The sequence below is a fragment of the Vibrio maritimus genome (assembly GCF_021441885.1).
Classification (GTDB): Bacteria; Pseudomonadota; Gammaproteobacteria; order Enterobacterales; family Vibrionaceae; genus Vibrio; species Vibrio maritimus_B.
On the sequence record NZ_CP090438.1, the window covers coordinates 3,315,623 to 3,338,252 of the forward strand.

The 22,630-nt window shown below is 48.6% G+C and carries 18 protein-coding genes; 13 read left to right on the forward strand and 5 right to left on the reverse strand.

Annotated features, from left to right (window positions below; translation table 11 throughout):
- Window positions 1-14 precede the first annotated feature (14 nt).
- Window positions 15-644, forward strand: coding sequence for a response regulator transcription factor (locus tag LY387_RS15290; protein WP_128648817.1), 630 nt, complete (start codon window positions 15-17; stop codon window positions 642-644).
- Here LY387_RS15290 and LY387_RS15295 read toward each other — a convergent pair.
- Window positions 641-2,386, reverse strand: coding sequence for a potassium/proton antiporter (locus tag LY387_RS15295; RefSeq protein WP_234494698.1), 1,746 nt, complete (start codon window positions 2,384-2,386; stop codon window positions 641-643). The two genes, LY387_RS15290 and LY387_RS15295, sit on opposite strands and share 4 nt — an antisense overlap.
- Before the next feature lie 337 nt (window positions 2,387-2,723).
- Between LY387_RS15295 and LY387_RS15300 the strand changes: the two genes are divergently transcribed.
- Window positions 2,724-2,990, forward strand: a complete 267-nt coding sequence (locus tag LY387_RS15300) for a DUF4212 domain-containing protein (RefSeq protein ID WP_042478618.1) — start codon at window positions 2,724-2,726, stop codon at window positions 2,988-2,990.
- Window positions 2,991-3,002: 12 nt separating this feature from the next.
- Window positions 3,003-4,706: a sodium:solute symporter family protein gene (locus tag LY387_RS15305; protein WP_234494700.1), complete on the forward strand. Its 1,704-nt coding sequence runs from the start codon at window positions 3,003-3,005 to the stop codon at window positions 4,704-4,706.
- Window positions 4,707-4,791: 85 nt separating this feature from the next.
- Here the strand turns inward: LY387_RS15305 and LY387_RS15310 are convergent, their stop codons facing one another.
- The 3 genes from LY387_RS15310 to LY387_RS15320 form a co-directional block, all read right to left on the reverse strand.
- Complete coding sequence (locus LY387_RS15310; protein WP_234494701.1) at window positions 4,792-5,130, reverse strand: DUF3316 domain-containing protein; 339 nt, start codon at window positions 5,128-5,130, stop codon at window positions 4,792-4,794.
- A gap of 482 nt (window positions 5,131-5,612) precedes the next feature.
- Window positions 5,613-9,041 (reverse strand): PAS domain-containing hybrid sensor histidine kinase/response regulator, encoded by a 3,429-nt coding sequence (locus tag LY387_RS15315; protein ID WP_234494703.1) that lies wholly within the window; start codon window positions 9,039-9,041, stop codon window positions 5,613-5,615.
- Window positions 9,042-9,111: 70 nt separating this feature from the next.
- Window positions 9,112-10,299: a 3-phenylpropionate MFS transporter gene (locus tag LY387_RS15320; protein WP_234494704.1), complete on the reverse strand. Its 1,188-nt coding sequence runs from the start codon at window positions 10,297-10,299 to the stop codon at window positions 9,112-9,114.
- Between the two features lie 217 nt (window positions 10,300-10,516).
- Here LY387_RS15320 and LY387_RS15325 point away from each other — a divergent pair, with 217 nt between their 5' ends.
- The 10 genes from LY387_RS15325 (at window position 10,517) to LY387_RS15370 (ending at window position 22,098) form a co-directional block, all read left to right on the forward strand.
- On the forward strand, window positions 10,517-12,337 hold the full coding sequence (locus tag LY387_RS15325) for a DUF294 nucleotidyltransferase-like domain-containing protein (RefSeq protein WP_234494705.1): 1,821 nt from the start codon (window positions 10,517-10,519) through the stop codon (window positions 12,335-12,337).
- A 13-nt stretch (window positions 12,338-12,350) separates the two neighbouring features.
- On the forward strand, window positions 12,351-12,977 hold the full coding sequence (locus LY387_RS15330; RefSeq protein WP_234494706.1) for a 3'-5' exonuclease: 627 nt from the start codon (window positions 12,351-12,353) through the stop codon (window positions 12,975-12,977).
- A gap of 176 nt (window positions 12,978-13,153) precedes the next feature.
- Window positions 13,154-15,103 (forward strand): acetate--CoA ligase, encoded by a 1,950-nt coding sequence (gene acs / locus LY387_RS15335; RefSeq protein ID WP_234494707.1) that lies wholly within the window; start codon window positions 13,154-13,156, stop codon window positions 15,101-15,103.
- 278 nt (window positions 15,104-15,381) lie between these two features.
- Window positions 15,382-15,831, forward strand: coding sequence for a type II 3-dehydroquinate dehydratase (gene aroQ, locus LY387_RS15340; protein WP_042478614.1), 450 nt, complete (start codon window positions 15,382-15,384; stop codon window positions 15,829-15,831).
- 59 nt (window positions 15,832-15,890) lie between these two features.
- Window positions 15,891-16,355, forward strand: a complete 465-nt coding sequence (gene accB / locus LY387_RS15345; protein WP_234494708.1) for an acetyl-CoA carboxylase biotin carboxyl carrier protein — start codon at window positions 15,891-15,893, stop codon at window positions 16,353-16,355.
- 14 nt (window positions 16,356-16,369) lie between these two features.
- Window positions 16,370-17,713 carry an acetyl-CoA carboxylase biotin carboxylase subunit gene (gene accC, locus LY387_RS15350; RefSeq protein WP_234494709.1) on the forward strand — a complete coding sequence of 448 codons (1,344 nt, stop codon included), beginning with the start codon at window positions 16,370-16,372 and terminating at the stop codon, window positions 17,711-17,713.
- A 104-nt stretch (window positions 17,714-17,817) separates the two neighbouring features.
- Window positions 17,818-18,699, forward strand: a complete 882-nt coding sequence (prmA, locus tag LY387_RS15355) for a 50S ribosomal protein L11 methyltransferase (protein ID WP_234494710.1) — start codon at window positions 17,818-17,820, stop codon at window positions 18,697-18,699.
- 200 nt (window positions 18,700-18,899) lie between these two features.
- The gene (gene dusB / locus LY387_RS15360) at window positions 18,900-19,868 is read left to right on the forward strand and encodes a tRNA dihydrouridine synthase DusB (RefSeq protein WP_234494711.1); all 969 of its coding nucleotides are present in this window, start codon (window positions 18,900-18,902) and stop codon (window positions 19,866-19,868) included.
- Window positions 19,869-19,891: 23 nt separating this feature from the next.
- Complete coding sequence (gene fis, locus LY387_RS15365) at window positions 19,892-20,188, forward strand: DNA-binding transcriptional regulator Fis (protein ID WP_042478607.1); 297 nt, start codon at window positions 19,892-19,894, stop codon at window positions 20,186-20,188.
- Between the two features lie 266 nt (window positions 20,189-20,454).
- Window positions 20,455-22,098 (forward strand): methyl-accepting chemotaxis protein, encoded by a 1,644-nt coding sequence (locus tag LY387_RS15370; RefSeq protein WP_234494712.1) that lies wholly within the window; start codon window positions 20,455-20,457, stop codon window positions 22,096-22,098.
- Between the two features lie 40 nt (window positions 22,099-22,138).
- On the opposite strand, the gene zntR is transcribed toward LY387_RS15370, so the two are convergent.
- On the reverse strand, window positions 22,139-22,546 hold the full coding sequence (gene zntR, locus LY387_RS15375; RefSeq protein WP_234494715.1) for a Zn(2+)-responsive transcriptional regulator: 408 nt from the start codon (window positions 22,544-22,546) through the stop codon (window positions 22,139-22,141).
- Window positions 22,547-22,630 lie beyond the last annotated feature (84 nt).

The window sequence follows — 22,630 nt, forward strand, 5'->3', positions numbered from 1 at the left end:
ATAATTGAGACACTATGGAACCGAGCTATACCATCATTATCGCCGATGACCATCCACTGTTTAGAAATGCACTATTTCAGTCGGTCCATATGGCGATAAGTGGCGCGAACTTGCTGGAAGCTGACTCGCTGGAGTCGTTACTCAGCTTGCTCGAGAAAAGCGAAGAGCCCGATCTTATTTTGTTGGACCTCAAGATGCCGGGGGCCAACGGCATGTCTGGACTGATTCACCTACGTGCCGACTATCCTGATATTCCTATCGTCGTCATTTCTGCCAGCGAAGAGCCCAGCATTGTCTCACAGGTCAAAATGCACGGTGCCTTTGGGTTTATCCCAAAATCAAGCGATATGCGCGCTTTGATCAGTGCGCTAAACCAAGTGCTCGAAGGCGAACCCTACTTCCCAGCGGAGCTTCTTGTCGACAGCAACGAAAGTAATGATCTTGCAGAGAAAATTGCCACCCTCACTCCGCAGCAATACAAAGTACTGGGCATGCTGTCAGACGGTCTCCTTAACAAGCAGATTGCGTACGATCTCAATGTCTCAGAAGCGACTATCAAAGCGCACATGACGGCGATTTTCCGCAAATTAGGGGTTAAAAACCGCACTCAAGCGGTGATCTTGCTGCAAGAGTTCCACAATTAGTGGCCCTCTTGTGCCTCTTCAGATTTCGGTAGACATAGGCCCAACTTCACCACCTCGTGATCGTCAATGTCTGCCACAACCCAAGTGATATCGTGCCACTCAAAGCTATCACCTAAAACTGGATACATTCCAAGCTCCTGGTCAACCAGCTCTTTCAGCGACATCTTGCCATTTTCCTCTGTATCCAACTCGATACCATAGTACTCGCTAACGTTAGCCACCGATTGAGTCACATCTAAGAAGAAATCACCGAAGAAACGGACCGCTTCTTCCGACTCTGGCGCCTCACTAAACAGCGCACTCAAGCTATCTAGATCTTGGTCTTGACCTAACACACATAGAGTGTCATACGCTTCCAACACAGTACTACCCGATGGGTGAAGCAGTTTGTCATCTCTAAATAGCGCAGTAATTCGCGTACCTTCTGGCATCGACAATTTTCTCAGAGGTTCACCCACACACCACTTTTCTGGTTTGAGCTTGTAGACAAACATCTCCCATTCACTGGCAGGGAAGATCTCAACCCCAGTGCGATAAACAGGTGTAGGTTTGGGAGGAAGTGTGACTTGAGCTAACCCTGCCACCTTCATCAAACTACCGCCCTGTACAATCAACGAAACCATAACCACGAAGAAGGCGATATTAAAATAGAGCTGTGCATTCTCAAGCCCTGCCATCATAGGGAATACCGCTAAGATGATAGGGACGGCACCGCGAAGACCCACCCACGAGACGAACCAACGCTCTTTGGTGGTAAACGCCCTAAAGGGCAATAGGCCTATCCAAACCGATAATGGGCGCGCAAAAAGAATCATTCCAAAGGCGAGTATTAACGCTGGTAGCGCAATTTCCATCAGCGTAGATGGCGTTACTAGCAAACCAAGAACTAAGAACATCACAATTTGGCTGAGCCATGTCATACCGTCTAGTACATTGAGAATGGCGTGGCGACCACGAGTTGGTCGGTTACCTATAAACAAACCCACAAGGTAGATAGATAAAATTCCACTGCCCCCCAACATGCCAGAGAAGGCAAACAGAGCGACACCACCACTTAATACCAAGATCGAGTACAGACCATCGGCTAACTGGACACGATTAACCAGACTCCACAACAACCAACCACCAGCAAACCCAACTACCGTTCCAACTCCAAACTGCATCAAGAAACTCTTGAGCAGGAAACTCGCACCCATATCAGCATTAGGGTTACCAAGCAAAGCAATCAGGGTTACGGTTAAAAAGACCGCCATTGGGTCGTTGGTACCTGACTCTATCTCTAGTGTTGAGCCGACACGTTCATTCAGGCTTTGGCCTTTTAACAATGAAAACACCGCCGCCGCGTCGGTAGAGCCGACGATTGCCCCCACCAAAATGCCTTGCATTAAGGTTAAGTCGAACAACCAAGCCGCCATCAGTCCAGTAAGGGTCGCTGTGAGCGCCACACCTACGGTAGCTAATGAAAGTGAGGGCCAAAACGCGACTTTAAAGCTCGCGACTTTGGTGCGCATTCCCCCATCAAGAAGAATGACCGCAAGGGCGAGGTTACTCACAAGATAGGTTAACGAGTAGTCATCAAAAGCGATGCCACCTGGGCCGTCTTCGCCAGCTAGCATGCCAACAAAGAGGAAAATAACGAGAATAGGAACGCCGATTCGGGAAGAAACTTGTGAAAACAGGACACTCAAAGCAATGAGTACCGCCCCCGTTAAAAACAGTTGATTAATGGTGACTGCGTCCAATTCTTTCCCCCTGTACAAAACCGTATGTTGCGCAACTAAAACTATACCAAACAATTTCCTGTATGAGTGGGTTTGATGGTATTCACTGGCCTGTTTATCGGAAAATAGTTGTTAAATTTTAAGACTCTTATCTTAAAACCCATCCAAATCTTAGACCTTTGGCTAATTTAACATCAGATTAACATCACACTTTTCCACCCACACTACCTTAAGCACCTGTATCTACGGCGCTTTCTTGTTTTTTACAGTCGACTAAAGTTGCACTGAGTTCTTGCCTTCACCCTGCTACCTTATAAAACGTAACAATACGTTAACACACACGATAAAGGAGAAGGCCATGGCGTTCGAATCATCAGAACAAGCTCAAGCCTATTGGAAGGAAAATCTAGGAATCATGGGTTCGCTACTCGCAATCTGGTTCCTTGTGTCTTACGGTGCAGGCATCCTATTTGTTGACGCACTTAATGCAATCCAGTTTGGTGGTTTCAAACTCGGCTTCTGGTTTGCACAGCAAGGGTCAATCTACACCTTTGTTGCTCTGATCTTTGTTTATGTTGCTCGCATGAATGCGCTCGACAAGAAATACAACGTACAGGAAGACTAAGAGGCATTTAAAATGGATATTCAAACTTGGACGTTTATTCTTGTCGGTATTACCTTTGCGCTCTACATCGGCATCGCGATCTGGGCTCGTGCTGGCTCAACCAGTGAGTTCTATGTTGCAGGTGGTGGTGTTCACCCTGTGGCAAACGGCATGGCAACAGCGGCTGACTGGATGTCGGCAGCATCTTTCATTTCAATGGCAGGTATCATCTCATTCATCGGTTACGATGGTGCGGTATACCTTATGGGTTGGACTGGCGGTTACGTACTTCTTGCACTTTGCTTAGCCCCTTATCTACGTAAGTTCGGTAAGTTCACCGTGCCAGATTTCATTGGCGATCGTTACTACTCAAAAACAGCGCGTATGGTAGCGGTATTCTGTGCCATCTTCGTTTCCTTTACCTATGTAGCAGGTCAGATGCGTGGTGTAGGTGTTGTATTCTCACGTTTCCTAGAGGTAGACATCAACCTAGGTATCGTTATCGGTATGGCCATCGTATTCTTCTACGCAGTAATGGGTGGAATGAAAGGGATTACCTATACTCAGGTTGCTCAATATTGCGTACTGATCTTCGCTTTCTTGGTGCCAGCGGTATTTACATCGCTAATGATGACAGGCTCGGTACTGCCACAGGTTGGTTTTGGTTCGACGCTGACAGGGTCAGAAACCTACTTGCTCGATAAACTCGATGGACTGACTGAGGAGCTCGGCTTTACCGCCTATACCGACGGCTCTAAGAGTATGGTTGACGTCTTCTTCATCTGTGCGGCGCTAATGGTGGGTACAGCAGGTCTACCACACGTTATTATTCGCTTTTTCACTGTACCTCGCGTAAAAGATGCACGTATTTCAGCAGGTTGGGCACTCGTCTTTATCTCGCTTCTTTACACAACTGCACCAGCAGTCGCAGCGTTCGCTCGCGTTAACATGATCGACACCATCAATGGTCCAGACATGAAAGGCGTACAAGCAGAAGAGGCACCAAGCTGGTATAAGAACTGGGAAAGCACAGGTCTTGTTGGTTGGGAAGATAAGAATGGCGATGGTCGTATGTTCTACTCAGGCGATGAACGCAATGAGATGAAGATCAACCGCGATATCATCGTATTGGCTTCTCCAGAGCTTGCTCAACTTCCTAACTGGGTTGTCGCACTGCTCGCAGCAGGTGGCTTAGCCGCAGCACTATCAACAGCAGCGGGTCTACTATTGGTTATCTCGACAGCGGTCTCTCATGATCTGCTCAAGAAAGGCTTTAAACCCGATATGACCGATAAGCAGGAACTCATGTATGCTCGGATAGGCGCCGCCGCCGCGGTCATCGGTGCCGGTTACCTAGGCATCAACCCACCAGGCTTCGTGGCTCAGGTTGTTGCATTCGCCTTCGGTCTGGCAGCCGCATCCTTCTTCCCTGCTATTATCCTGGGTATCTTCTACAAGAAGATGAACAAAGAGGGTGCTATCGCAGGTATGCTTTCAGGTATCTTGTTTACTGCGGCTTACATCATCTACTTCAAGTTCATCAACCCTGCGGCAAGCACACCAGACAATTGGTTGTTTGGCATCAGCCCAGAAGGTATTGGTACGCTTGGTATGTGTCTAAACTTCACGGTATCCATTGTGGTTAACAAGTTTACGGCAGAAGTACCGAAAGATGTGCAAGATATGGTGGAATCGATTCGCTATCCGAAAGGCGCTGGCGCGGCTCACGACCACTAATCTACAAGCAATAACCTTATCCACACGTAATAACAAAGGCCGCTGCAGATGCAGCGGCCTTTTTTCGTGCTAGCGAAATCAAATGTTAGTCATAACGAGAGAAACGATACTCTACGTCAACAACGCCTTGGTACATGGTTGCACCGTTGTCACCAGGCATAGTGTTGTATGACACGTCTTTGTCGTAGATTTCGATACTGTTGTGGTCAAGGCTTTTCAAAGGAGTGCGCAACACAAACGCCAACTCATGTGACGGCTTAGAAGAAAGCTGTTCCGAGATACGGTTCGCTTCTGCCATCGCTTCTGCCTTAGTTTCAAAGAACTCGGTGTGCACGCCACCGTTTCCGTATAAGTTGTCTGCATTTGCAAAGGCTAAAGCCGGAGCCATTGCAAGGATAGCTGCAAGTGGTAATAGTTTTTTCATAATGACACCTCATCAAGTAGCACCGTTAAGTGCTCAACATTCGGTGAACGTACAACGACCTAACGCTCAACCAACTCCCTCTTTAATACGGAGGGATACCTAAAAAGTATTAAAAGAAAATCAAATTTAAATGATACTAGTAACAATTAGCATTTTGCTTTGGTATCACTTTTTGTTTTCATTTGATACTCATCTCTTACCCAATACGACCTGACACAGGTCACATTAATTTCAAAAAATTGCACCTTTTTTCAGCATTTTTCGAAAGAGTACTGATTCATAACGAATTAATTTCAGCGTTGCGTTGACAGAAATCCCGCCAAGGCTGTGAGTGTTGCTATCCGTTAGTTGATGTCACAAAGAATAACTGGAACGACGTAAAGGGTCTGTCAAGCGAGGTAAAGGTAAGGTGATATTGAGTAAAGACATGGAAAGAACACTAACATCGAAATGACAAATGCTTTCCCATGCCTTATTGATCGCTAGGATTGATTGAGTATCGAACGCAGCTTAAGTGGCTTAACGGGTTTAGCAATAAAGGCAAAGCCATTGGATTTAATGCCCTCGAGCATAGACTCTGTTCTATCAGCACTAATGATGACGCCTTTAAACGAGTCACCCACGCGTAAACGAAATTGCTGCAGGACTTCTAATCCCGTTCGCCCATTGTCGAGTCGATAGTCAGATAAGATGACGTCAGGCTCCCAACCTTGATCCAAATGTTTAAGACTGCCCACTAGATCCAATGCTGTGCGGACGTCACACCCCCAACGCTCTAACAAGGTCTCCATTCCGACCAAAATATCAGGCTCATTATCAACGCAAAGTACTTTAAGATGCTTAAGTCCAGCGTCACTCGATGCCGCGACTTTTTCTGCAACAGGCGCTACCTCGCTCGCCAAATCAAGCGTTATGGAGAACACGCTGCCGCGATCCGGCCACGAACGCATAGAGATTTGATGATTGAGCACTCTCGCAATGCCTCGAGAGATAGCGAGGCCTAGCCCTAGTCCCCTGTCTGCTCGAGCTTGATCAACTCGGGTAAACTCATTGAAAATCTCTTTCTGCTTATCTTCTGGAATCCCGATCCCATCATCCCAAACATCAATTCGTACTCGACCATTGATTCTTCTCGCCCCAAGAAGCACCTTGCCCTCTGGGTTGTAGCGAAACGCGTTAGTGAGAAAGTTCTGTAGCACACGACGCAGCAACTTGGGGTCAGATTTGACGATAAGCGAGCTTGAAACCACTGAAAAATCAATATTTTGCCCTTTTGATATGGCACTAAACTCCGCTTTTAAGTTATTGAATACCTCTGATAGTTGAAAGCCACGTACGTTGGTCTGTAGCTTGCCAGACTCCAGTCTCGATATATCGAGCAAATCGCCGATCAACTCTTCTGCCGCGCCCAACGCACTCTCGATGTGACCGGAGAGTTTACGGGTTTCATCATCCTTACTCGCCTCAGAAAGGGAGGATGCGAACAGTCGCGCTGCATTGAGTGGCTGCATGAGGTCGTGACTCACCGCAGCCAAAAAGCGCATTTTAGACTGAGATTCAGACTCCGATTTTCGGGTTGCCAAGACTAAGCGCTGGTTAAGCTGTTCGAGCTCATGAGTTCTCTCAACCACTCGTTCTTCTAGACGTTCATTAGCATCTCGCAGCGCAGATTCGGCTTCTCGGAACACCGTAATATCGGTAAAGCTCATCACAAACCCTCCGCCTGGCATGGGGTTGCCTTGCACCTCGATGACACTGCCATCCGCTCTCACTCGCGACGAGGTATGTGGTGAGCCTTGCTCTAAATAATAGATACGCTTGCGCACATGTTCGTTTGGATCGCCAGGACCACATAGCCCTTGCTCAGCATTGTGACGAATCACGTCCGCAATGGGCCTACCAACTTGAATCAGCCCCGGAGGAAAGGTAAACAGCTCTAGATATCGCCGGTTCCATGCGACCAAGCGTAGTTGCTTATCAACAACCGCAATACCCTGCCCGATGTGCTCGATGGCGCCTTGCAATAACCCTCGGCTAAAGTGGTACAGCTCGGAGGCTTCATCAACTATCGTCGCGACTTCCTCGAGCTGCATGTTACGCCCTTGCAGCGCAGAGGTAAGAACCAGTTTCGCTGACGATGCACCAAAAACCCCGGCCAACACACGCTCGGTATGTCGAATCAGCTCTGCGGTCGCTTGCTGATTTGGCAGGGGTTGGCTTTCTTGCTGCCTCCAGTACTGACGAAATGCACTGCGAACCCGCGTTCGCCCAACAAATCGGGACGCCAGCATCTCTAGTTCAGCTACTGTGACTCGACTTTGGTAGAGACTCAGGTTTTCACTTTCAGGAAGAGGCGTACCGACAAAAGAGGCTGACTGTAATCGCTCAGTCAGGCTAGAGCGTGTCGCGAGCGAAATGACGACAAAACAGATAGCGTTTAACACCACACTTATCAACATCCCCCAATCCGAGCTCGCAATGCCCCATGATGAGAGCAGATCTGGTGGCGTAATCATCCATATCAAAAGGTTACTGCTCGCATCACCCGCCAGAAGGCCGGTTTCACTCATCAGTGTGATAAGCCAAATGGCAAAACCAACAAACAGTCCGACATAAACCCCTTTACGGTTGCCAAGACGCCAGTACATTCCGCCTATCAGAGCGGGTGCAAACTGGGTAATTGCCGAAAATGACAAGAAGCCAATTGCTGAGAGTGAGTGGATCGTATCGAGCGCCTGATAAAATAGCCAAGCACCAAACAACAGCAAACAGATCAAGGCTCTACGGATAACCAATAACAAGCCCGAAAGATGGCGGTGCGAGCGATGTGCTAGCTTAATACGACGCAAAAGCAGTGGCATCACAAGATCATTCGACATCATAATCGCCAGCGCGATCGTAGATACAATTACCATACCGCTCGCAGCCGACGTGCCACCTAAAAATGCCAGCAAAGCAATGTTATTAGCCTCGGCAAACTTAGGGATACTGATAACAAACGTATCTGGCGATGTCCCCATTAACAGCCCTTGCCCGACCCAAGCAATAGGAAGCACAAATAGCCCCATCAGCACTAAGTAAACTGGGAATAACCATCGAGCTGTATGCAAATCTTGAGCACGTTCATTCTCAACCACCATGGTATGGAACTGCCTTGGCAGACAGACGATCGCCATCATGGTAAGCCCTGTGTGTATCAGCAAGGTTGGGACATTGGGGGATTGGTAGGTGCTTGACGCCAGTTCGGCGAGATGAATATCTGGTCGGTCCCATGCAAGGTAAAGAATAAACACACCGACGACTAAGAACGCCACCAGCTTGACGATAGACTCAAACGCGACCGCCATCATCATACCGCGGTGATGCTCGGTATTATCGATGTGTCGAGTGCCAAACAGCATGGTAAAGATTGCCAAAGCACCAACGACAAACCATGAGATGTGTTTATCTTGATAACCGAGCTCGCTGGCAAGATCGGGAGCGACAACCTCGAGCCCCATAGTGATGCCGCGCAGTTGCAAGGCGATGTAAGGCAAGATCCCAGCCACGGCAATCAAGGTCACAACGACAGCAAGCCCTTGAGACTTTCCGTATCGCGCGGCTATAAAGTCAGCGATGGAGGTGATGTGCTCGCGCTTAGCGATAAGAATAAGGCGGGCAATGACGCGCCAGCCTAATGTAAAGACGATGATTGGGGCTAAGTAGATGGGCAAGAATGCCCAAGGATTTGCGCTCGCTTGTCCGACCGTTCCGTAGAAAGTCCAGGATGTACAGTAAACAGCAATCGATAGACTGTAGACCCAAGGTCGCCAGTTAGAGAGCCATTTTTTCTGCCTATCGCCGTACCACGCTATTAAAAATAGTATGCCCAAATAGGCCAGTGACACGGGGACGACGATCCATCCTTGCATATGTGATATCCCTTTAAATTTGTTAACTATTATTTAAAGGGTTATCAGCATTTTTCTCAAATGTCGCCAATCAATTCTGTGGCTCAGGCTGAGGTTTTTCCGTGATATCTTGCGCGCCTTTTCGACTCGGCTCAACTTTAATGAACAGCGCCAGTAGCCCCATGACAGCCATACCCCAGAATACGTTAGCTCCCCAGTTCTCGTAGCCCCAACCGCTGACTGCCATCATCAGCGCAATAAACGCCCCCAACGGAATCGCATTGTAGAGCGCTTGCAGTGCCACCATCTTGTTCGGCTCAGACTTCTGGATATATTGAATCGCGGCAATATGAGCGATAGCAAAGGTCACGCCATGCAACAATTGAATCACAACCAAGGCTGCAACAGCGGTTGTCGATGCCGTCAGTCCCCAGCGAATCATGACGCCCACAGAAGAAATGACAAACAAGGTACGCAGTGACCAGCCAGCAAACCACTTCTTACTAAAGGCAAACAGCATGACTTCTGATACGACACCTAGACTCCAAAGATAACCGATCAAGCTTTCTGGATGACCCGCCTCTTTCCAATAGATAGAGCTAAAACTGTAGTAAGCGGCGTGGCTACCTTGGATAAGGGCTATCAATGCCAGAAAGCGAATCACTTCGGTATCTTTGAGCAGCGCACTCAACTTAGGTCTCACGGTATCTTCTTCGCTCTGCGAAACCGGCATAGTGGCTGGGTTTCTCATCACCAGCAGCATAGAAATCACGAAACCAGCGATTGCCGTATAGACGATCATATTGGCGCCAAACTGAGACGCTAAGTAGCCAACGACTGACGAGCCCGCAATAAAGGCGACCGAGCCCCATAGTCTCGTGCGACCATAATCGAGCATATTGCGGTTCGCATAGTGGTTCGCGGCGGCGTCCGATAGAGGAACAACAGGACCAAAGCTGAGGTTAAACAGCACAGTCACCAATGCCAGCATGGCAAAACTCGGACCCGCAGCTAGGTGCGCAGCAAGGAAAATCGTACAGGCTAACGTCGCCCAGCGAAGCGCAGGCAGCAGGCTCTCTGCTTTGTGGATCCTAGGCGTGATGATCAGGTTGGCAACGCAGCGCGTAGCAAAACCCAACCCCATCAATAGGCCCACATCCGCTGCCGACACCCCTTGGTCTTCAAACCAAAGTGCCCAAAACGGAAGATAAACACCGTAAGAAAAGAAGAAACCAAATAAGTACTGGGAGACCCAAGCAAAAGGGGTTGGCGTTATCATGCAAATTAACCTAACTACAGCAGAACGGACAGAACAGAGGAAACGGCGCCATTATGCTACGAGTCTGCGCTCATAAAAAGGGAATTAATGAGTGAACGAATTTTCCCTTATTTGCTTGGCACCTAAATCTCGGTTGCTCTACGACTAAAGTCGTCTGGAGCTTAGCCACGAATTTGCCAGACTATTGCCATGATGTGGGAAAATGGAGCTTACTGGTATGCCTGATAAATTTAATATGTCGTCCCCCCCTTTCGACAGACTCAGTGAGCCTCAACAGAATCAGCTCCGCTCCGCCTTGGATGTGGCTTACTATCGAGATAAAGACACCATTGTTAAAGCGGGAGCCGAAGCTGACCAGCTCTACATCATCATCAAGGGCTCAGTTGAAGAGCGCGATGCTGAGCGCAAAGAGGTCTACGCCCACTACACCTACGATGACATGTTTGATGTACGTGCGCTTCTGAGTGGCGCAGTAAAACATGACTATGTGGCGCTCGAAGACACCCTAGTGTATCTGCTCCCCAAAGATGTCTTTGTCACCCTTTACCACAGCAATGGGCAGTTTGCGGCCTACTTTGATACCAGCTTGGCAACACGCCAACAACTTATTGAAGAAGCGCAGAAGCAGCAAAATCTTGGTGAATTTATTCTGACTAAGGTCGATGAAGAGATCTACCATCCACCCTTGATCCTGCCAGCAAGCATGCCCATTACCGAGGTCACTCAAGCCCTATTAAATCAAGGTGTCGACGCTGCTTTGATTGAGCTCGATGAGAATGACCCGAGACTTGCCGCGCACACATCCCGTTATGGTATTGTCACTCGAACCAATATGCTGCATGCCGTAGTACTCGAACAGCTCGCTGCCAATACCGCTATTGGCGACATCGCCACTTACCCGGTTCATCAAGTCGAAAAACATGAGTTCCTCTTTAACGCCATGGTCACCATGACGCGTCAAAGAGTAAAGCGCTTGATGGTCTGCGAAGGGAAAGAGGCGGTTGGGATGCTGGATATGACCCAGATACTGAGCGCATTTTCCACCCACTCTCATGTGTTATCTCTTAGCATCGCGCGGGCGAATAGCATTGATGAGCTCGCCTTAGCCTCCAATCGCCAGCAGCAATTGGTCGACAGTCTCGTGACCAACGGCATCCGAACTCGCTTCATGATGGAACTGGTTTCCGCGGTCAATGAACAGATCATCGAGCGCGCCTTTGAGCTTGTTGTCCCGCCAGCCATGCATAATCACTGCTGTTTAATCGTGATGGGGTCTGAAGGTCGAGGCGAGCAGATCCTGAAAACCGACCAAGATAATGCGCTGATATTAGAGCAAGGATTAGAGTGGCCGAATCAGCAACGTGTCCTTGATGATCTCAACCATACTCTTGCCCGACTCGGCTACCCTCTTTGCCCCGGCAACGTCATGGTCAGTAATCCTCACTGGGTCCGAACAACAAATGAATGGCAGCAACATATCGAAAAGCTTGTCGCCAGTGCAAACAGTGAAAGTGTCATGGAAATCGCCATCCTTGCCGACGCTCGGGCTGTTGCGGGGAACCTCGAACTGCTTGCTCCTGTAAAACAGCACTTGCAGCAGCAGATGGAAGGACAAGAGCTCATATTGACCGAGTTCACTCGCCCAGCACTGAACTTTGCGGTCCCTCTAACCCTGTTTGGTAATGTAAAAAGCTCCAAGCAAGGAGTGGATCTAAAACAAGGGGGGATCTTCCCTATTGTTCACGGTGTTCGAGCCCTGAGTATGGAATACGCCATCGATGCCACTAACACCTTTGATCGCATCGACCAGTTGGTGACTAAGCGAGTACTAGAACAAGAAACCGCGGAGAACCTAGCGGAGGCACTGAAGCATTTTTTCAAGCTCAGATTACAACAACAGCTGTCGCATCACGATATTAGTAATGCCATTCAATTGGACGCGCTTGAACGCCCTGAACGCGACCTGTTACGTCATGGGCTGCACGTGGTGAAAAAGTTTAAACAGTGGCTTGGCTACCACTACCAGATTCGTCATTGATAGTGATCTTGCTATGAATATTCTTACCAAAGCCTACTGGCGCTATCAAACCAAAGGGAGTGATTACCAAAGCCTCTTCACTCGCCCAGTGCCAAATGAGTTTGTTTCACTCGATTGTGAAACCACCAGCCTCGATCCGAATGTGGCGGACATTGTGACCATTGCCGCCACAAAGATTATTGATAACCGCATTATCACCAGCGCTCCGTTTGAGGTCAGACTCTCTGCGCCAAAGTCTTTGGATGAAGACTCTATCAAGATCCACCATATCAGACACGACGACCTCAAGCATGGCATCAGTGAAAAGCAAGCCATTCAAGCGCTGATAAGATTCATCGGTAACCGGCCACTGGTGGGCTACCACATTCGTTATGACAAAAAGATCCTCGACCGTGCCTGCAAAAAGCACCTCGGCTTTCCCTTGCCTAATGCCCTGATTGAAGTGAGCCAAATCTATAACGACCAGCTGCTTAAAATGCTGCCCAATGGCTATTTTGATCTGAGTCTTGAAGCCATCTGTCGCCATTTACAAATACCCAATTACCACAAACACGATGCGCTCGAAGATGCCAAAGCGGCAGCGATGGTTTACCTAAAGCTGACTCGTGGTTCACTGCCACCGTTTCGACCTCAGAGCTAGTTTCACCCGAACTGCGACCCACATCTCATTACCAACCTTCGTTAACCCACTAATTTAGCTTAACTTTTCACCAGTACGCCTAAAGTCTAATTGCTCATTGCCTCGAACTAGCCGAGAGTTAATACACGATCTAGTTCAGCCCTAGCCCGCTAAGCTCAATTCAAAGGAGAGAAGCAATGAGTGAAGTTCATGTTTATCCGGTAAAAGAAAACATTAAAACCAACACACATGCGGATAACGACACTTATCTATCTATGTATCAACAGTCCGTCTCGGACCCTGAAGGATTCTGGGGAGAGCACGGCAAAATCGTTGATTGGATTAAGCCATTCACCAAAGTCAAACACACCTCTTTTGACACTGGCCATGTCGACATTCGCTGGTTTGAAGATGGCACACTCAACGTCTCGGCAAACTGTATCGACCGACACCTAGCAGAGCGTGGTGATGACGTCGCAATCATTTGGGAAGGCGACGATCCTGCTGACGATAAAACCCTCACCTTCAATGAACTGCACAAAGAAGTGTGTAAGTTCTCTAACGCGCTAAAAGCACAAGGCGTCAACAAGGGTGATGTGGTCTGTCTATACATGCCGATGGTTCCAGAAGCGGCAGTCGCAATGCTCGCTTGTACACGTATCGGTGCTGTCCATACCGTTGTCTTCGGTGGCTTCTCTCCTGAAGCACTGTCAGGTCGTATTATCGATTCAGACGCAAAAGTGGTGATTACCGCAGATGAAGGTGTACGTGGTGGCCGCGCAGTACCTTTGAAAAAGAACGTTGATGAGGCACTGACGAACCCAGAAGTGAAAACCATTTCCAAGGTTATGGTACTTAAGCGCACGGGTGGCGATGTGGCTTGGCATGAGCATCGTGATGTGTGGTGGCATGAAGCAACCGAAAATGCCTCTGAAGTGTGCCCACCAGAAGAAATGAGCGCAGAAGACCCGCTATTCATTCTTTATACTTCTGGCTCAACAGGTAAACCAAAAGGCGTTCTGCACACCACGGGTGGATACCTCGTTTACGCAACCATGACCTTTAAATATGTCTTCGACTATCAGCCAGGCGAAACCTTCTGGTGTACCGCTGATGTTGGCTGGATTACCGGTCACACCTACCTAATCTATGGTCCACTCGCCAATGGAGCGAAGACTATTTTGTTTGAGGGCGTACCTAACTACCCAGATACCAGCCGTATGAGTGAAGTTGTCGACAAGCACCAAGTCAACATCCTCTATACTGCACCGACTGCGATTCGTGCGCTAATGGCGAAGGGCGATGAAGCGGTCAAAGGCACCACTCGCGACAGCCTACGCATCATGGGCTCAGTTGGCGAACCAATTAACCCAGAAGCCTGGGAATGGTATTACAAAACTATCGGTAACGAGCAATCACCTATCGTCGACACCTGGTGGCAGACAGAAACAGGCGGTATCTTGATTACTCCACTACCGGGGGCCACAGAGCTCAAACCAGGTTCGGCAACTCGCCCATTCTTCGGCGTGCAACCTGCGCTAGTCGACAACATGGGGAATATTGTCGATGGCGCGACCGAAGGCAACTTAGTCATCCTAGACTCTTGGCCGGGTCAAATGCGTACCGTTTATGGAGACCACGACCGCTTTGAGCAAACCTACTTCTCGACCTTTAAAGGCATGTACTTTACGGGTGACGGCGCTCGCCGTGATGAAGATGGTTACTACTGGATTACCGGCCGTGTTGATGACGTACTTAACGTCTCTGGTCACCGAATGGGTACCGCAGAGATTGAATCTGCGCTGGTTGCTTTCGATAAGATTGCTGAAGCTGCAATCGTTGGTATTCCACACGACATCAAAGGTCAGGCTATCTACGCCTACATCACGCTAAATGATGGCGAGTTCCCATCAGCTGAGCTGCATAAAGAGGTGAAAGATTGGGTTCGTAAAGAGATCGGTCCAATCGCCACGCCAGATGTCCTGCACTGGACGGACTCACTACCTAAGACTCGCTCTGGTAAAATCATGCGTCGAATTCTACGTAAGATAGCCACCGGCGACACCAGCAATTTAGGTGATACGTCAACGCTTGCTGATCCGAGCGTCGTCGACAAGTTGATTGCAGAGAAAGCCGAGCTGGTTTAGTGCATCTCTGTGACAATCTGATAACAAGCCGTCCCTTCTGGGGCGGCTTTTTTGTTTCAGCTTTTTTCAGCTGGCTGTCAAAATGTGCTCTGTGTTGCAATTTTTCTGACAGACCACAGGAGATTAGACCAGTAAATTGCTGCTAAATGTTGTGAATTAGCTATAATCTTGGTCAATTTTTAAAAATATGAGCTTGGCGAGCTTCTCAGCCGCTCCTATTTTTATGTAAACTTGGGATAAACCCCGTTTATTTCACGTTAACCGAAGATGGCGACAATATGACAGCAAAGTCTCGAATTCTAGTTTTAAATGGCCCAAATCTTAATCTGTTAGGAGTAAGAGAACCGGGACATTACGGCAGTGAAACACTCTCACAAATTGTTGATAACCTAGAAAAGCAGGCTGCTCAGGCAGATATCGAGCTGTCCCACCTTCAATCTAACCGTGAATATGAGCTCATTGAGGCCATACACGCAGCATTTGGGAATACCGATTTTATTATCATTAACCCTGCGGCGTTCACCCATACCAGTGTTGCACTGCGTGATGCATTACTAGGGGTCTCAATTCCGTTTATCGAAGTGCACTTATCAAACGTTCATGCCCGAGAACCATTCCGTCATCACTCTTATCTGTCTGATGTGGCACAAGGTGTGATTTGCGGATTGGGTTCGCAAGGCTATGAATTTGCGCTTTCAGCCGCCATTAAGGCGCTAAAAGCAAAATAACCAAATACTCTACGGCTTAATGTAAAGCCGTCTTACTCACAAGACAAAGAGAAAGAAACATGGATATTCGTAAAATCAAAAAGCTAATTGAACTGGTTGAAGAGTCTGGCATCGCTGAGCTAGAGATCTCAGAAGGTGAAGAGTCAGTACGCATCAGCCGCAGCGGTCCTGCTGCTGCAGCTCCAGCACCAATTCAATACGCAGCAGCACCTACTCCAGTAGCAGCGCCGGCAGCAGCTCCAGCCGCGGCACCAGTTGCAGCTGAAGAAGCAGCACCTGCAGCACCAGCTGGTCACCAGGTTCTTTCTCCAATGGTTGGTAGCTTCTACCGTGCACCAAGCCCAGATGCAAAACCATTTGTTGAAGTTGGTCAATCTGTTAGCGCTGGCGACACTATCTGTATCGTTGAAGCAATGAAGATGATGAACCAGATTGAAGCAGACAAGTCAGGCGTTATCACTGCAATCCTAGTAGAAGATGGTCAAGCTGTAGAATTCGATCAACCGCTAGTTATCATCGAATAAGCGGGGCTTTGACTATGTTAGATAAAGTCGTTATCGCAAACCGAGGTGAGATTGCACTTCGTATTTTGCGCGCTTGTAAAGAGCTAGGTATCAAAACGGTGGCTGTTCACTCAACAGCGGACCGCGACCTTAAGCACGTACTACTTGCTGATGAAGCCATCTGTATTGGTCCAGCACGTGGTATCGACAGCTACCTAAACATCCCACGCATCATTTCAGCCGCTGAAGTAACAGGTGCTGTGGCGATCCACCCGGGATACGGTTTCTTGTCTGAAAACGCTGATTTTGCTGAGCAAGTTGAGCGCTCTGGATTCATCTTCATCGGTCCTAAAGCAGACACGATTCGCATGATGGGCGATAAAGTATCGGCTATCACTGCGATGAAAAAAGCGGGCGTACCTTGTGTACCTGGCTCTGACGGCCCACTGGACGATGACGAAGCGAAAAACAAGGCGCACGCGAAGCGCATTGGCTACCCAGTGATCATCAAAGCCTCTGGTGGTGGCGGCGGTCGCGGTATGCGTGTGGTTCGCAGTGAAGCTGAGTTGGTTGAATCCATTGCCATGACACGTGCAGAAGCAAAAGCTGCCTTCAACAACGACATCGTTTACATGGAGAAATTCCTAGAAAACCCTCGTCACGTTGAAGTTCAGGTTATCGCAGACGGTCAAGGCGGCGCTATCCACCTTGGCGAACGTGACTGTTCAATGCAGCGTCGCCACCAAAAGGTCGTTGAAGAAGCACCAGCACCAGGCATCACTGAAGAGATGCGTAAGTACATTGGTGAGCGTTGTACACGTGCATGTATCGAAATCGGTTACCGCGGCGCAGGTACGTTTGAGTTCCTATACGAAAACGGTGAGTTCTACTTCATCGAAATGAACACGCGTATTCAGGTAGAGCATCCAGTAACAGAGATGGTGACTGGCGTTGACCTAATCAAAGAGCAGCTTCGCGTTGCAGCAGGTCAACCACTGTCATTCACTCAGGATGACATCAAACTGCGTGGCCATGCGATCGAATGTCGTATCAACGCGGAAGACCCTGAGCGCTTCCTTCCATGTCCAGGTACCATCGAACGCTTCCACGCGCCGGGCGGTATGGGCGTTCGTTGGGAATCGCACATCTACACGGGCTACACAGTACCACCTCATTACGATTCAATGATCGGTAAGCTGATCACGTTCGGTGAGAACCGCGATGTAGCGATTGCTCGTATGAAGAATGCACTGGGTGAGATGTTCATTGAAGGCATCAAGACCAACATTCCTCTACAAGAATCAATCATGAATGATGAAAACTTCCAACACGGCGGTGCCAACATTCATTATCTAGAGAAGAAGCTTGGCATGAGCTAATCGCTTCTCTATTGATAAAAACCCGCCACGGCGGGTTTTTTTATGCCGAGCGTCAGTGAATCTGCTACACTCTGCGCAAAATTCATCTTGCTAGGACCCAACTTATGCCTTGGATTCAAATTAAACTCAACGCGACCAATGAAAATGCAGAGCAAATCGGCGATATGCTGATGGAAGAAACGGGCGCATTGTCTGTTACCTTCCTAGATGCGCATGATACGCCTGTATTTGAACCGTTGCCTGGTGAGACGCGTCTGTGGGGCGATACTGATATCGTTGCGCTATACGACGCCGAAGCGGACACACAATGGGTGGTTGAGACAATTAAAGGCAGCAATATGCTACCTGAAGGCTTTGCTCACAAGGTCGAGCAGCTAGAAGACAAGGATTGGGAACGTGAGTGGATGGAAAACTTCCACCCAATGAAATTTGGTGAGCGCCTATGGATCTGCCCTAGCTGGCGTGATGTTCCAGAGCCCGATGCGGTGAATGTGATGCTTGACCCAGGTCTTGCATTCGGTACAGGTACACACCCAACCACGGCTCTGTGTCTTGAGTGGCTAGAGTCACTAGATCTTGCTGGCAAGACAGTTATCGACTTTGGTTGTGGTTCAGGGATCCTAGCGATTGCCGCGATCAAACTTGGCGCAGCGAAAGTGATCGGGATCGACATTGATCCTCAAGCGCTTATTGCGTCGAAAGACAACGCACAGCGCAATGGCGTTGCCGATCAACTAGAACTTTTCCTACCTCAAGACCAACCAGAAGGTCTGATTGCCGACGTTGTGGTGGCGAACATCCTTGCCGGTCCTTTACGTGACCTTTCCGGCATCATTAAAGGACTAGTAAAACCAGGTGGTGAGCTCGCCATGTCTGGCGTTTTGGATACTCAAGCTGAAGATGTCGCCAACTATTATCGCGATGAGATGAGCATTGACCCTATCGTTGAACTTAACGAGTGGTGTCGTATCTCGGGCAAAAAATAACCATTCTCGTTTAAATCGCGGTGTTTTAGGGGGCTAAAATACCGCGATTTTTGCTCTAAAAAGAATAGTTTTAAGACTAAGCGCCTGAAAATGCGACAATTTGCAGAAACAAATTGTAAATGCTCAAATATTAGTCTTTTCACGCACCGAAAAAATGCGTAAAATGCGCGCCCTTGCTTGTGTAAACCTGTGGCGCTGTTTTGAAAATCGGACAATACCAACTTAAGAACAACCTGATTGTCGCACCTATGGCGGGTGTTACTGATAGGCCGTTCCGTGAGTTGTGCCTTCGTTACGGTGCGGGTATGGCCGTCAGTGAAATGATGTCGTCAAATCCAAAACTGTGGAAAACAGCCAAGTCACAGCAGCGCATGGTGCACGAGGGCGAATCCGGTATTCGTTCGGTGCAGATTGCAGGAGCCGATCCAACGCTTATGGCGGAAGCGGCACAGTTCAGTGTTGAAAACGGTGCGCAAATCATCGACATCAACATGGGCTGCCCTGCTAAGAAAGTGAATAAAAAGCTGGCGGGTTCAGCACTGCTTAAGTACCCAGATATCATCGAAGATATCCTGCGTACCGTAGTCGATGCCGTCGATGTCCCTGTGACATTAAAAACCCGTACAGGTTGGGATACAGACAACAAAAACTGTGTCCAAATTGCAAAACTAGCCGAAGACTGCGGCATACAGGCGCTCGCCCTTCATGGTCGAACGCGTACCTGCATGTACAAAGGCGAGGCAGAATACGACAGCATCAAAGCGGTAAAAGAAGCTGTCTCTATACCGGTTATCGCTAACGGTGATATCGATAGCCCAGAGAAAGCGAAATATGTACTGGATTACACCGGTGCAGACGCTTTGATGATTGGACGTCCGGCCCAAGGACGGCCATGGATTTTCGAGGAAATCCAACACTATTTGGAAAACGGCACACTGATGCCTGAGCGCCCGACTTCGGACGTGCAGGGTATCTTGCTTGGTCATGTTCAAGCGCTTCACCAGTTTTATGGTGAGTTCTTAGGTCCACGCATCGCGCGTAAGCATGTTGGCTGGTACCTAAAAGAACATGAGCAGGCGGGTGAGTTCCGCCGTACCTTCAACGCGATTGATGCTGCTAATGAACAGCTCGACGCATTGCAAGGTTATTTTGACAACGTTGCATCATAATTACGAGAAGAGCTAAACCGATTATGTTCGAACAAAATTTGACTTCAGAACCATTGACAGTTACTACAGTAACATCTTCAGACCAAATCACTCAGAAGCCACTACGTGACTCTGTAAAAGCGTCTCTAAAGAACTACCTTGCTCAATTAAATGGTCAAGACGTCACTGAATTGTATGAACTAGTTCTAGCGGAAGTTGAACAGCCGCTACTAGACACCATCATGCAGTACACTCGCGGTAACCAAACTCGCGCAGCAACTATGATGGGTATCAACCGCGGTACTCTTCGTAAGAAGCTTAAGAAATACGGCATGAACTAATTCGCCTTTAGCGAACGTATTTGACATTAAAGGGCCTGAAGTACGCTTCAGGCCCTTTTCTTATTCTCCCTCCCAGCATTCAACCGCTTTCCACCACCCAACTGACTTCATATTGCGTCTAGCAACTTTGTGATCTGACGTAAAATTAGACGATAGTGGAATAGAGTCCGTGATCAGCATGGCGTAAGGTATTGTTATAACAACAATATAAAACCTTTAATAAACGCTAGGTAATATCTGCCCTTTTAAGAAAAGGAGTTCTTAAGATGACTACCCCGTTGCTGCGCAATACCTCTATTCAACACCGCTTGTTTGTGCTTATCGCACTGGTTTCTGCGGCCCTGTTTGTGCCACTGGTGTTGGCACTGATGGACTATCAGAACTCACTAATGGAAAACAAGCAAAGTAAGACCCAACACTTAGTTCAAACTGCCTACACCCTCGTGGAGCACTATCACCAACAATATAGCTCTGGTCAACTGACGCTAGAGCAAGCTCAGTCTGAAGCGTCAAAGGCCGTTCAAAGCCTTCGCTATGATGCTAACGACTATTTTTGGATCAACGATCTCCAACCTGCGATGGTTATGCACCCCATGAAACCCGCGCTCAATGGGCAAGATCTCAGCCAAGTTGCCGATCCAAATGGCAAAAGACTGTTTGTTGATATGGTGAATCTCGCGAAACAGCAGCAATCAGGGCTTGTGAACTACATGTGGCCTAAGCCAGGCTCAGACGCGCCGGTAGAGAAAGTGTCTTATATCAAGCTATTCAAACCGTGGGGCTGGGTTATCGGCTCTGGTGTCTATGTCGATGACGTCGAAGCATTGACCTGGCAGGCCACCAAGAAAGTGTTGATGAGTGTGGTCGTAGCACTCGCTGTGATGCTTGTGCTTGCTTATCTTATTGGTCGCAGCATCGTTCAACCCTGCCGTGACACACGCGACGCATTGAACGACATTGCCAGCGGTGATGGCGATCTCTCCAAAACCCTTCCAGAAACAGGGACGGACGAGCTCAGCCAAATCGCATCCGCGTTTAACCGCTTTACTCACAAGCTAGAGAACACGATTAAAGAGATTAAGCCGGTCACCGAGAACATTACCCAAGCCGCCGTGTCATTGAATCAAGTCGCCCAAAATGGCGCTGCCCAGTCTGAGCAGCAGCAACAAGCCGTCGATACTGTTGCCTCGGCCATGAACCAGTTGCACGCCAGCAACCAAGAGGTCGCTCATTCTGCGCAGCAAGCCGCGAGTGCCGCTAAGATGGCGAGTGAACAAGGCCAGCAAGGCAGTCGCGTGATTGAACTCGCGACGCAGCACATGCAATCGCTATCCGAACTATTAACCACCACGGATAGCAGCATTCAGATCCTCGCCAACGATACGCAAGAAGTCAGCTCAGTGCTAGAGGTTATTCGAGGAGTGGCAGAGCAAACCAATCTACTTGCTTTGAACGCCGCAATCGAAGCTGCTCGCGCCGGTGAACAAGGACGTGGATTTGCCGTGGTAGCAGACGAGGTCAGGACCCTAGCCACCCGCACTCAAAGTAGCACCGATGAAATAGAACAGATCATCCAGAAGCTTCAAAGCCAAGCGGCAGAAGTCAGCCAATCGATGATTCACACTCAGCAGCAATCAGTTGAAACCTTATCTGAGGTAGCGAATGCCAAACTCGCATTGGATGAGATTGATGCCCAGGTCAATGAGATTGTGTCACTCAATGAGCAAATCGCGGAGGCAAGCGCTCAGCAGACTCAAGCGACCGATGAGATCAGTCAGAACGTGACGCAAATTGCCGACCACGGCAGTCAATCAGCGAAAGAAGCTCAGAATCTGGCGAAAGCTAGCGAGCAGTTGATGGAAAATGGTCACACGCTTAGCCAAGGCATTGGCGCATTCAAAGTATCTTAAACAGCGGGAATAAAATTGAGAGGAGTCGCTCAGGCTCCTCTTAGTCTTTGTTGGACTCCAAGGCTGCTAGTATCGAGCAGTGGCTCGCATCGTGTTCATGCCCGCAGCAGGCATCATTGATTTTTTTCAGCGCTTCGCGAATCCGTGTTAGCTCGGCAATTTTGTCATCAATCGTTGCCAGCTTAGCGCTAGTGATAGACTTAACCTCCGCACAGCTATGCTCAGTGGCTTCAAGCTTAATGCCTAGCAGCTCTTTGATCTCATCTAAGCTCAGCCCTAAGGATTTCGCCTTGAGGATAAAGCTCACCTGTTGCTGACTCTGCTCATTGTAGAGACGATATCCCGACTCGCTGCGCCCTGCTGGCTCAATAAGTTGGTTTTTCTCGTAAAAACGCAACGTATCCGTAGTGACTTTGCAGCGTTTTGCTAACTCACCTATTTGAAACATAACCGTTTAAATTAACCTCTTTGTTACAAAAGTGTTCTTTAATAGGCTTTTTTGCACTTTTTTTGCCTATGCCAAACGATTGCG

Bases quoted from the DNA above. Each gene is read 5' to 3' on its own strand.
- LY387_RS15290 (WP_128648817.1), top strand. From the start codon at position 15: ATGGAACCGAGCTATACCATCATTATCGCCGATGACCATCCACTGTTT.
- LY387_RS15300 (WP_042478618.1), top strand. From the start codon at position 2,724: ATGGCGTTCGAATCATCAGAACAAGCTCAAGCCTATTGGAAGGAAAAT.
- LY387_RS15305 (WP_234494700.1), top strand. From the start codon at position 3,003: ATGGATATTCAAACTTGGACGTTTATTCTTGTCGGTATTACCTTTGCG.
- LY387_RS15310 (WP_234494701.1), bottom strand. From the start codon at position 5,130: ATGAAAAAACTATTACCACTTGCAGCTATCCTTGCAATGGCTCCGGCT.
- LY387_RS15315 (WP_234494703.1), bottom strand. From the start codon at position 9,041: ATGCAAGGATGGATCGTCGTCCCCGTGTCACTGGCCTATTTGGGCATA.
- LY387_RS15320 (WP_234494704.1), bottom strand. From the start codon at position 10,299: ATGATAACGCCAACCCCTTTTGCTTGGGTCTCCCAGTACTTATTTGGT.
- LY387_RS15325 (WP_234494705.1), top strand. From the start codon at position 10,517: ATGCCTGATAAATTTAATATGTCGTCCCCCCCTTTCGACAGACTCAGT.
- LY387_RS15330 (WP_234494706.1), top strand. From the start codon at position 12,351: ATGAATATTCTTACCAAAGCCTACTGGCGCTATCAAACCAAAGGGAGT.
- acs (WP_234494707.1), top strand. From the start codon at position 13,154: ATGAGTGAAGTTCATGTTTATCCGGTAAAAGAAAACATTAAAACCAAC.
- aroQ (WP_042478614.1), top strand. From the start codon at position 15,382: ATGACAGCAAAGTCTCGAATTCTAGTTTTAAATGGCCCAAATCTTAAT.
- accB (WP_234494708.1), top strand. From the start codon at position 15,891: ATGGATATTCGTAAAATCAAAAAGCTAATTGAACTGGTTGAAGAGTCT.
- accC (WP_234494709.1), top strand. From the start codon at position 16,370: ATGTTAGATAAAGTCGTTATCGCAAACCGAGGTGAGATTGCACTTCGT.
- prmA (WP_234494710.1), top strand. From the start codon at position 17,818: ATGCCTTGGATTCAAATTAAACTCAACGCGACCAATGAAAATGCAGAG.
- fis (WP_042478607.1), top strand. From the start codon at position 19,892: ATGTTCGAACAAAATTTGACTTCAGAACCATTGACAGTTACTACAGTA.
- LY387_RS15370 (WP_234494712.1), top strand. From the start codon at position 20,455: ATGACTACCCCGTTGCTGCGCAATACCTCTATTCAACACCGCTTGTTT.
- zntR (WP_234494715.1), bottom strand. From the start codon at position 22,546: ATGTTTCAAATAGGTGAGTTAGCAAAACGCTGCAAAGTCACTACGGAT.